An 11,234-nucleotide genomic window follows, 5' to 3' on the forward strand; every position below is an offset into this window, starting at 1 on the left:
TAAGACATTGCAGTACCGTAAGGTGTTTGCCAATGCAGTAGTGGGAGAAGCAAGAATCCCCCTGCTTTAGCTGTGGGAGTGTCAAATAAAATGAAAATACAGATGAGGAGAAAATAAAATGTTATTTTTTGTAAACGATTACTGCGAGGGTGCCCATCCGGCGATCCTCCAGAAGCTTCTGGAAACCAATATGGAGAAGCTTTCCGGCTATGGCACAGACAAATACTGTGATTCTGCAAAGGAGAAGATCCGTAAAGCCTGTGGCTGCCCGGATGCAGATGTGTTTTTCCTGGTGGGAGGAACTCAGACCAATGCCACGATCATAGGTTCTGTCCTGAACCGTTATGAAGGTGTTCTTGCGGCGCAGACCGGACACGTAAGCTGTCATGAGGCCGGAGCAATCGAGTATACAGGACATAAGGTACTGACACTTCCGGCAGAAAACGGAAAGATCAAAGCAGAAAGTATCACAGATTATGTGGAAACTTTTTATGGGGATGAAAGTCACGACCATATGGTATTTCCGGGAATGGTTTATATTTCCCATCCGACAGAGTACGGAACACTTTATACGAAGAAAGAGCTGGAGGAAATTTCCGAGGTATGCCATAAATACGAGCTTCCGCTGTTTCTGGACGGAGCAAGACTTGGCTACGGTCTGGTAAGTCCGGAAGCAGATGTGACACTTGAGGATATCGCCAGATGTACAGATGTGTTCTACATCGGCGGAACCAAGGTCGGTGCACTCTGCGGTGAGGCAGTGGTCTTTACGAAAAAAGCTCCGAAGCACTTTATGACTATGGTGAAGCAGCAGGGAGCCCTTCTGGCAAAAGGCCGTCTTCTGGGAATCCAGTTTGACACACTGTTTACCGATGATCTGTATACAAGGATCAGCAAAAATGCTATTGAAACAGCTATGAAGCTGAAAAGAGCCCTTCAGGAAAAAGGATATCAGCTTTTCCTAGATTCTCCCACGAACCAGCAGTTTGTAGTTTTGGAAAATAAAAAGAAAGAAGAACTGGGCAAAGAAGTTCAGTTTGATTTCTGGGAAAAATATGATGAAGATCATACAGTGATCCGTTTTGCCACAAGCTGGGGAACAAAAATGGAAGATATTGACGCGCTGATCGAGTTGCTGTAGGGCTGTCGGCAGACGATAAAAGAGATGAGATGGAAAAACTCCGTGAGGTCCGGGTGAATGCAGACCTCACGGAGTTTTTGTTTTCGAAAATTATAACTTCTTACCCTTCTCAGCAGCTGCGGTAAGCGCTTCGAATACGGCACTGCGAAAGCCGCTCTTTTCCAGGGTGCGGACACCTTCAATGGTAGTTCCTGCCGGTGAGCAGACCATGTCTTTCAGGTCTCCCGGGTGTCTGCCGGTTTCCAGAACCATTTTTGCGCTGCCGAGAACAGTCTGGGAAGCAAATTTATAAGCCTGCTTACGAGGCATTCCCTGGCTGACAGCGGCATCTGCCATGGCTTCGATAAACATAAACACATAAGCCGGTGAACAGCCGCCTACAGCGCCTGCGGCGTCCATCAGACGCTCCGGTACCACTTCGGTACAGCCAAAGCTGTCTGTGATCTTAAGGATTTCTGCCAGTTCGTCTTCCGAAACCCGGTCATTGGTACATACAGCAGTCATTCCGGCCCCAACCTGTGCAGGAGTATTAGGCATAAAACGGACAACTTTCAGAGGAAGACCGGCTTTTTCTTCCAGCCATGCAAGAGTCTTGCCGGGAGCGATTCCGATGATGGTGTGCTCTGTCGTGAGACTGTCGTGGACCTCTGTGAGAACTTCCTCATAAAACTGCGGCTTTACTGCAAGAACGACAGTTTTTGCAGATCTGACTATTTCATTGTTATCCAGAGTGGTGACAACACCAAGAGTTTTTTCACTGCGCGCTCTGCCTTCGTCTGTAAGGTTGGAAACAATGATCTCGTCCTTTGAAAAGATCCCCTGACGGAGAATACCGCCGATCATGGCAGAGGCCATATTTCCACATCCGATAAATCCAATCTTCATAAACAAAAATCCTCCTTGAAATTTATAAAAAAGGACACGCCTGACTGCGTGCCCTCTTTGGCAATGAAAGCAGATAACGGGAATCGAACCCGCCTCCTCAGCTTGGGAAGCTGATGTTCTACCGATGAACTATATCTGCCTGCATTACTAATTATACCACCTGAAATAAGAAATACAAGTGCGATTAGCATAAATTCTGTGCATCGCGAAGCATGTTACTGAGAACGGGGTGAACAGTAATCGCTCTGCTAGCCCTGGCTCATGGTACTGTTATGATATCTGGTGGAATAAGTTACATCTTCTCCGAACCAGTCCGGCGCAGTGTAGGCATTGGCGGCTTCCTCTGTAGGAAATTCCACCTCAGCCAGAAGAACTCCCTCGTATTCTCCGTGGAACACATCCAGTTCAATAAAAAGTCCGTCTTTTTCCGGAATCACATAGCGGTCCTTGGTAATGAGGATACCGTCTGCTTTAGGCTTCAGATGCTCATAGGCTTCAGCGGTGAGCGGAAGATTATATTCTTCACGGCTCATGAGACCCTTGGATTTGTAAGTAAGAAAATAGTCATCATCCTGCCGGCGGATGCGGACGACAGGGGAAGTGCAAAGATACCCCTGCTCGATCCTGTGGCAGGGATAAGAAGCCAGATCCTGCGGAAGGTCATCCTTCCGGATCAGAAATTTACGTTCGATCTCCATATAAAAAACCTCCGGATTTGTGAAATGAAAAGATATTATGTTCAGTCTACAGGAAAAAAACAGGATTTGCAATGGCATATTTGTTGAAATTTCTTGACATTTTCAGATGGAAAAAGCATTATGGAAGGGAATGGGGAATACAGAAAATATTTATGGATTTTATAAAAGAAAGGATGAACAGGATCATGAGTAAAGTATATATTTTTTTCGCAGATGGTTTTGAAGATATTGAAGGACTGACCGTGGTAGATCTGATGAGAAGAGCCGGGATCGACATCCAGACAGTATCTATCAAAGAGACAAAAGAGATCAGAACCTCTCATGGGATCGATCTTCTTACAGACCGTACCTTTGGAGAATGTGATTTTTCCGATGCGGATATGCTTGTAATTCCGGGAGGAATGCCGGGAACAAAATATCTGGAGGAATATAAACCGCTGACTGAGCTTCTGACAGATTTCTATCAGAATGGCGGCAAGGTAGCAGCTATCTGTGCGGCACCAGGTATATTCGAGAGACTTGGATTCCTGAAAGGCAGAAATGCTACATCGTACCCATCTGTTATGGAACAGCTTAAAAGTGCCAGAACATCTCTGGAGCCTGTAGTGGTAGATGGAAATGTAACTACCAGCAGAGGCCTTGGAACAGCCATCGATTTCAGCCTTTCCCTGATCGGACAGCTGGAGGGAAGCGCAAAGGCAGAAGAGATCGCTGAATCGGTGGTGTATGTAAGAGCATGAAAAAAGAGATGAAACAGGTCCTGTGGGTAGTGGCGCTTTTTGTTATACTGATGACAGCCACAGGAAATTTGGTGTCAGCTGCCGGCTTTGACTGGTCGGATGATACATTCGGGAATGCTTGCAAAAAAGTGTATTCCGTATCTTTCAGGTCAGGTGGAGGAGCCTCCTCTGCTATATATAAAAAATTGGAAAAGAAACAGAAATATGGTTCCATGATCACGATTCCCAAAGTGCCGCAGGTCCCAGCAGGATATCAGGCAGAAGGATGGTCTCTGAAAAAAGGAGGAGCGGAGGCAGGATATAAGCCGGGAAAAAAATATTTTGTAAAAAGAAATGTAACGTTTTATGCAGTGATAAAAAAGAAGAATAATCCCAAACTGATCCTGCACAGGAATGACGGAGATATCTACAAGATCATCCAGGCTCCAAGCGGAAAAATGAAATTGCCGGTGATGGCCAATGAAGAGAATTATACATTCCTTGGATGGTCTACCAGGGCAGGTCAGAAGACCGCACCAAGGTATGAAGCCGGACAGGTGATCACAGTCAGTGGGACCATGCATCTCTATGCGGTGAGATTCTGGCGGTATCAGGAACCGAATCTGGTCAGGAACAGCTTTCATTATCCTGAGAATTACGAAAGGATCATCTTTGTGGGAGATTCCAGGACATATGGTCTTCAGAAGGTATTGTACGAACAGTTTGGAAAGGAGTATGTGGACAGCCATGTCAGCTTTGTATGCTGTTCTAATACGGAACTGGGCTGGCTGAAGTCAACGGGCGCACAGGCTCTTTTGAAAGAAATAGAAAAATGTCGTAAAAATGAAAAATACGCAAAGATCGCAGTGGTGTTTAATCATGGTATCAATGATCTCAGAGATATTAACGGAAAACAGGATCTGAATGATAGACTCTCACAGTACGTGTCTTATATGAAAAAGCTGGGAACAAAGCTTTCCATGAAAAACTGCAGTCTGTATTATATGTCTGTGAATCCGATCAATGGAGGGGAAAAGGGAAGTACCAAGAATCGTAAATGTGAGGATGTCCGGACTTTTAACAGCGGTCTTGCCGGTGAGCTTGGAAGTCAGTACCACTATATTGATGTTTACAGTTATCTGATGCGGACCGGATATGGTACTGTATCCAATACGGGAGACGGTACAGACGATGGTGTTCATTATACGCCTAAAACTTATAAAAGGATTTTTACATTTTGTCTTAACAACATAAGAAAGACAGAAAATTACTTTAACATTGAGGACGTGGGCAGCTGAGAAATGCCCTGTGGGGACATATGGAAAACTGAAAAAAATACTGGCGTTTTTACAGTGGTTATGCTATACTACAGAAATGACTGTAAATATATAATGCGAGTGTTAACTATTTTATATAAGGTATTTACTCGATATGATTAAGGAGGAACAAGAAACATGAGTTTACAGGTGGAGAAAATGGAGAAAAACATGGCGAAACTTACAATCGAGGTTTCCGCCGAGGATCTTGACAAAGCAATGCAGAATGCATATCAGAAAGCAAAAGGCAGAATTTCTATTCCGGGATTCCGTAAAGGAAAAGCTCCAAGAAAAATGATCGAGCAGATGTACGGAAAGGGAGTATTCCTTGAGGACGCTGCAAACGCTCTGATCCCTGAGCATTACAGCAAAGCACTTGCTGAGTGTGATCTTGAGATCGTTTCCCAGCCTAAGATCGATGTAACACAGGTTGAGCCTGGCAAACCATTTATCTTTACAGCAGAAGTAGCTACTAAACCAGAGGTAACTCTTGGTGACTATAAAGGACTTGAGGTTCCGAAGTCTGAGACAGAGGTAACAGACGAGGAAGTTGAGGCTGAGCTTAAGAAAGAGCAGGAGAAAAACTCCAGAACCATCACAGTTGAGGATCGTGCAGCACAGAACGGCGATACAGCAACTATCGATTTCGAGGGCTTCGTAGATGGTGAGGCATTCGAGGGCGGTAAAGGAACAGACTATCCGCTGACACTTGGTTCCAACACCTTCATCCCGGGATTCGAGGAGCAGCTTGTTGGTGCTAACACAGGTGATCACGTAGAAGTTAAGGTTACATTCCCGGAGGAGTATCAGGCAAAAGAGCTGGCTGGCAAAGAAGCTGTATTCCAGTGCGATGTTAAGAAGATCGAAGCAAAAGAGCTTCCGGAGCTTGACGATGACTTCGCTAAGGATGTATCTGAGTTTGATACACTTGCTGAGTACAAGGAAGACGTTAAGAAGAACCTGACAGAGAAGAAAGCAGAAGATGCACGTCGTGCAAAAGAAGATGCAGCAGTAGATAAAGTGATCGAGAATGCACAGATGGATATTCCGGAGGCAATGATCGAGACACAGACACGTCAGATGCTTGACGATTTCGCAAGAAGAATGCAGTCCCAGGGTCTTTCCATGGAGCAGTACTTCCAGTTCACAGGCCAGAGCGTTGACAAGATGATGGAAGACATGAAGCCACAGGCTCTTAAGAGAATCCAGACAAGACTTGTTCTTGAGAAGATCGCTGAGGTAGAGAACATCCAGCCAACAGAGGAAGAGGTTAACGAAGAGATCTCCAAGATGGCAGAGATGTACAAGATGGAAGCAGACAAATTAAAAGATCTCATCGGTGAGAACGAGATGGAGCAGATGAAGAAAGATATGGCTGTTCAGAAAGCTGTTACATTAGTTGCCGATGCAGCTGTAGAGGCGTAATAAACCTCGGAAATGGAGGGCAAAATGAGTTTAGTACCTTACGTCATTGAGCAGACCAGCAGAGGAGAAAGAAGTTATGATATCTATTCAAGACTTCTTAAGGACCGAATCATTTTCCTTGGAGAAGAGGTAAACGATGTCAGTGCGAACCTGATCGTTGCGCAGCTTCTCTTCCTGGAAGCAGAAGATCCTTCCAAGGATATCCAGCTTTATATCAACAGCCCGGGTGGTTCTGTAACTGCCGGAATGGCAATTTATGATACAATGCAGTATATCAAGTGCGATGTATCTACGATCTGCCTTGGAATGGCAGCCAGCATGGGAGCTTTCCTCCTGTCCTCCGGTGCCAAAGGCAAGAGATATGCACTGCCGAATTCGACGATCATGATCCATCAGCCATCAGGCGGTGCACAGGGGCAGGCTACAGAGATCCAGATCGTAGCTGACCAGATCGCAAAAACCAAAAAGAAGCTGAACGAGATTCTTTCTGCGAATACCGGACAGCCTCTTGAGATTGTGGAAAAAGATACTGACCGTGACAACTATATGACAGCGGAAGAAGCTAAGGCATACGGCCTGATCGACGGTGTTGTGATCCACAAATAATGCGTAAGAAAAGACTCCTGTAAAGACACAGGAGTCTTATCTTGCTTTAAAAAGGAATTTTAAATGTCTGCGAGAGACGGACATTTACGCTTAGAAAGGAAACAAAAAGATATGGCAGATAAAGTAAAAGAAGGAAAGGTAAGATGCTCCTTTTGCCATAAGACTGAAGATCAGGTACGCAAGCTGATCGCAGGTCCGGATGGAGCATATATTTGTGATGAATGTATCGGGATCTGCTCCGAGATCATGGAAGAAGAATTCAGTATGTATGATCATGAGGCAGATTATGAAACAGGGATCAACCTTCTGAAACCGGAAGAGATCCACAGTATCCTGGATGAGTATGTGATCGGACAGGATGATGCCAAGAAGGCACTTTCCGTAGCTGTTTACAATCATTACAAGAGGATTCTTGCTTCAAGAAACCTGGACGTGGAGCTGCAGAAGAGTAATATCCTGATGCTTGGTCCGACCGGTTCCGGTAAGACACTTCTTGCACAGACACTGGCAAGACTGCTGAATGTTCCTTTTGCCATCGCAGATGCCACTACTCTCACAGAGGCAGGTTATGTTGGCGAGGATGTTGAGAACATTCTTCTGAAGATCATTCAGGCAGCCGATTACGATATTGAGCGTGCCCAGTACGGAATCATCTATATCGATGAGATCGATAAGATCACAAGAAAATCCGAGAATACCTCCATCACCAGAGATGTGTCCGGTGAGGGCGTACAGCAGGCACTTCTGAAAATTCTGGAAGGAACCGTTGCAAGCGTACCTCCTCAGGGAGGAAGAAAGCATCCTCATCAGGAATTTATCCAGATCGATACTACAAACATCCTGTTCATTTGCGGTGGTGCTTTTGACGGACTGGAGAAGATCATCGAGGCAAGACAGGATACCAAATCCATTGGTTTCGGAGCAGAGGTTTCCGAGAAGGAAGACCGCAATGTGGGCGAAGTTCTGAAGGAGGTTATGCCGGAGGACTTTATTAAATTCGGTCTGATCCCGGAGTTTATCGGACGAGTTCCGGTCGTGGTAACCTTGGATTCTCTGGATGAAGAAGCACTGATCCGTATTCTGAAGGAGCCTAAGAATTCCCTCACAAAACAGTACGACAAGCTTTTTGAGCTGGATGGCGTGCAGCTTGAGTTCCAGGATGAAGCACTTGAGACAGTTGCCCGGAAATCTCTTGAGAGAAAAACAGGTGCCAGAGGACTTCGTGCCATCATGGAGCATACCCTGATGGATCTGATGTACAAGACACCATCGGACGACACCATCCGTAAGTGTATCGTCACAAAAGAGGCAGTGGAGGGAACCGGAGAGCCGGAGATCATCCACGGGGAGGCCAAGGCTCCTGCAAAAAAAGCAGGACGCAAAACATCCCGTTCGAGAAAGAAAGGCAAGCCGGAAACAGCTTGATGAAGGGAATGACATAAATGACAAATCAGGTCAATATATTGCCAATGATCGCTCTCCGTGGGACTACAGTCCTTCCGGATATGATCGTACACTTTGATGTGAGCAGGGAGAAATCTATCCGTGCCGTGGAAGCAGCCATGCTCCATGACCAGAAGATCTTTCTGCTGACACAGAAGGATCCTGAGGTGGAAATACCGGAACTTACGGATCTGTATCAGGTAGGAACCGTCGCTTATATCAAGCAGGTGGTGAAGCTTCCGCAGGATCTTTACCGGGTTCTGGTAGAGGGACAGGACAGGGCAGAGGTTCTGGGCCTGGAGCAGGAGGAACCATATCTGAAGGCGGAATGCGAGATCGTTACGGCACAGGAAGAGGATTACCCGGAACCGGTAAAGGACGCCATGCTTCGCAGCATCCGGGAGCTTTTTCAGAGATACTGCAGAGAAAGCGGAAAAGTAAGCAAGGATCTGGTAACCCAGATCATGAACATCGAAGATGTGCAGGAAACTATCGACCAGATCGCAGTAAATCTTCCGATGGCGTATCAGAACAAGCAGAAGCTTCTGGAAGCAGTGTCTTTGAATGACCGTTATGAGATCCTTGGAGCGCTTCTTGGCAGCGAGATCGAGGTGATCCATATCACCAAAGATCTTCAGCGCAAGGTGAAATCCCATATCGACAAGAATCAGAGAGAGTATATCCTCCGGGAACAGCTGAAAACCATCCGTGAGGAGCTGGGCGAGGAGAATACTGCTGATGATATCGATGAATTTAAAAAACAGCTGAAGGAGCTGGATGCATCTGATGAAGTAAAAGAGAAGATTTCTAAGGAGATCAGCCGTTTTAAAGGAATGGCAGCCAGTGCTGCAGAGGCAACGGTGCAGAGAGGCTATCTGGAAACCGTTCTTGCACTTCCGTGGAATAAGAAATCCGAGGATTCCGAGGATCTTGAGAACGCATGGAAGGTTTTGGAAGAGGGTCATTACGGACTGAAAGAGGTCAAAGAGCGTATCATGGAATTTCTTGCTGTACGTAAGCTGACCCACAAGGGAAAGAGTCCAATCCTCTGTCTGGTGGGACCTCCGGGAACCGGAAAAACTTCCATTGCACGTTCTGTGGCAGAGGCCATGAACAAGAAATACGTCCGCATCTGTCTTGGAGGTGTCCGTGATGAGGCAGAGATCCGTGGCCACAGAAAGACTTACGTCGGTGCCATGCCAGGAAGGATCACAGTCGCATTGAAGGAAGCCGGAGTCAGCAACCCGCTGATGCTTCTTGATGAGATCGACAAGACCAGCAGCGATTATAAAGGAGATACCTCCGCAGCACTTCTGGAGGTTCTGGATCCGGAGCAGAACAGTAAGTTCAATGATCACTATGTGGAGATTCCCCAGGATCTTTCCGAGGTACTGTTTATTGCCACTGCAAATGATGTTCAGGGAATCCCGAGACCTCTTCTTGACCGTATGGAGCTGATGGAAATCCCGGGATATACGGAAAATGAGAAGGAACATATCGCAAGGGAACATCTGATCCCGAAGCAGATGGAGATCAACGGTATTCCGGAAGGCAAGCTGGTGATCCAGCCGGCAGCTCTTGGCAAGCTGATCAACAACTATACCAAGGAAGCAGGAGTCCGTTCTCTGGAGAGAAGCATCGGACGTATCTGCAGAAAAACTGCACGTGCTATCATGGAAGAGGGTAAGGATAAGGTAGTTGTCACATCCAGAAATATTTCCAGATTCCTTGGCAAAGAACGATATAACTATCTGATGGCCAATGAGAAGGATGAGATCGGGATCGCCCGCGGTCTTGCATGGACACAGGTAGGCGGTGATACCCTGCAGATCGAAGTCAATATCATGCCCGGAAAAGGCGAGCTGCTTCTTACCGGACAGCTTGGAGATGTGATGAAGGAATCTGCACAGGCAGGTATCAGTTATATCCGTTCGGTTTCTGACCAATATGAGATCGATCCGGAATTTTTCCAGAAGCATGATATGCATGTACATATTCCGGAGGGTGCCGTTCCGAAGGATGGCCCGTCTGCCGGTATTACAATGGCAACTGCCATGCTGTCTGCAATTATCGAAAAACCGGTACGTGCGGATCTTGCCATGACCGGTGAGATCACCTTAAGAGGCCGTGTGCTTCCGATCGGCGGACTGAAAGAGAAGCTGCTTGCAGCTAAATATGCCAGGATCAAAGAAGTCCTTGTTCCGGAGAAAAATCGTCCGGATATCGAGGAGATGGACAGAGAGATCATCCAGGGACTGAATATCCGGTTTGTGGATAACATGAAAGAAGTTCTCGGTGAAGCTCTTGCATAAACAAAAAACAGAAAAACCCTGCCCTGACCTTCAGGACAGGGCTTTTAAAAGAAAAGGGAGGAATAACGAATGGTAATCAAAAACGTATCGCTGGATATCGTCTGCGGCATCACAAGCAAGATCCCGGACACAGGAAGGCCGGAGGTAGCTTTTGCGGGAAAATCAAATGTAGGGAAATCCTCCCTGATCAATGGTCTGATGAACCGCAAGGCCCTGGCAAGAACCAGCGCACAGCCGGGAAAAACACAGACGATCAATTTTTATAACATTAATGAGGCAATGTATCTCGTAGACCTGCCGGGCTACGGCTACGCCAAGGTTTCTGCAGCAGAGAAGGAAAAATGGGGAAAAATGATCGAGGGCTATCTTCATAATTCCAAAGAGCTCCGTGCGGTTTTTCTCCTGGTGGATATCCGCCACAAGCCTTCCGCCAATGACAAGCAGATGTATGACTGGATCTGTCACAACGGATATGAGCCGGTGATCATCGCGACCAAACTTGACAAGCTGAAACGCAGCCAGGTGGCAAAAAGCCTGAAGGAGATCCGCATCGGACTGGGCCTTCCGAAAGAGGGAAAGATCCTTCCGTTTTCTGCGGAGACGAAGCAGGGAAGAGACGAGATATGGGCACTGATCGATGAGTTGACCGGCCTTGGTGAACCGGCAGCTACAGAGGATTAAGGAGAGCA

Annotated in this window: 10 protein-coding genes and 1 tRNA gene; 8 read left to right on the forward strand and 3 right to left on the reverse strand. The window is 46.6% G+C overall.

From position 1 onward, the window contains the following. Positions 1-118: 118 nt before the first annotated feature. On the forward strand, positions 119-1,141 hold the full coding sequence (locus ABCM67_RS05535; protein ID WP_022426165.1) for an aminotransferase class I/II-fold pyridoxal phosphate-dependent enzyme: 1,023 nt from the start codon (positions 119-121) through the stop codon (positions 1,139-1,141). 90 nt (positions 1,142-1,231) lie between these two features. Here the strand turns inward: ABCM67_RS05535 and proC are convergent, their stop codons facing one another. The 3 genes from proC to ABCM67_RS05550 form a co-directional block, all read right to left on the reverse strand. Continuing rightward, complete coding sequence (gene proC, locus ABCM67_RS05540) at positions 1,232-2,026, reverse strand: pyrroline-5-carboxylate reductase (RefSeq protein ID WP_015527371.1); 795 nt, start codon at positions 2,024-2,026, stop codon at positions 1,232-1,234. A gap of 68 nt (positions 2,027-2,094) precedes the next feature. Then, positions 2,095-2,165 (reverse strand) — tRNA-Gly (locus tag ABCM67_RS05545). Positions 2,166-2,274: 109 nt separating this feature from the next. Further along, positions 2,275-2,724, reverse strand: a complete 450-nt coding sequence (locus ABCM67_RS05550; RefSeq protein ID WP_173740657.1) for a CYTH domain-containing protein — start codon at positions 2,722-2,724, stop codon at positions 2,275-2,277. A 182-nt stretch (positions 2,725-2,906) separates the two neighbouring features. Between ABCM67_RS05550 and ABCM67_RS05555 the strand changes: the two genes are divergently transcribed. The 7 genes from ABCM67_RS05555 (at position 2,907) to yihA (ending at position 11,226) form a co-directional block, all read left to right on the forward strand. Then, positions 2,907-3,464, forward strand: a complete 558-nt coding sequence (locus tag ABCM67_RS05555; protein ID WP_092068762.1) for a DJ-1 family glyoxalase III — start codon at positions 2,907-2,909, stop codon at positions 3,462-3,464. Further along, positions 3,461-4,741, forward strand: coding sequence for an InlB B-repeat-containing protein (locus ABCM67_RS05560; RefSeq protein WP_092068695.1), 1,281 nt, complete (start codon positions 3,461-3,463; stop codon positions 4,739-4,741). The genes ABCM67_RS05555 and ABCM67_RS05560 overlap by 4 nt, the downstream gene beginning before the upstream one ends. A 156-nt stretch (positions 4,742-4,897) precedes the next feature. Then, positions 4,898-6,184 carry a trigger factor gene (gene tig, locus ABCM67_RS05565; RefSeq protein ID WP_015527366.1) on the forward strand — a complete coding sequence of 429 codons (1,287 nt, stop codon included), beginning with the start codon at positions 4,898-4,900 and terminating at the stop codon, positions 6,182-6,184. 24 nt (positions 6,185-6,208) lie between these two features. Beyond that, a complete protein-coding gene (gene clpP, locus ABCM67_RS05570) occupies positions 6,209-6,790 on the forward strand; it encodes an ATP-dependent Clp endopeptidase proteolytic subunit ClpP (protein WP_015527365.1) in 582 nt (193 codons plus the stop codon). A gap of 111 nt (positions 6,791-6,901) precedes the next feature. After that, positions 6,902-8,215 carry an ATP-dependent Clp protease ATP-binding subunit ClpX gene (gene clpX, locus ABCM67_RS05575; protein ID WP_022426169.1) on the forward strand — a complete coding sequence of 438 codons (1,314 nt, stop codon included), beginning with the start codon at positions 6,902-6,904 and terminating at the stop codon, positions 8,213-8,215. 17 nt (positions 8,216-8,232) lie between these two features. Continuing rightward, the gene (gene lon, locus ABCM67_RS05580; RefSeq protein ID WP_173741422.1) at positions 8,233-10,545 is read left to right on the forward strand and encodes an endopeptidase La; all 2,313 of its coding nucleotides are present in this window, start codon (positions 8,233-8,235) and stop codon (positions 10,543-10,545) included. A gap of 69 nt (positions 10,546-10,614) precedes the next feature. Then, complete coding sequence (gene yihA / locus ABCM67_RS05585) at positions 10,615-11,226, forward strand: ribosome biogenesis GTP-binding protein YihA/YsxC (protein ID WP_015527362.1); 612 nt, start codon at positions 10,615-10,617, stop codon at positions 11,224-11,226. The last annotated feature ends 8 nt before the right edge of the window (positions 11,227-11,234 follow it).

This window comes from Blautia sp. 2227st1_G12_2227SCRN_220401, assembly GCF_039062885.1.
In the GTDB taxonomy this organism is placed as follows: domain Bacteria; phylum Bacillota; class Clostridia; order Lachnospirales; family Lachnospiraceae; genus Blautia_A; species Blautia_A fusiformis.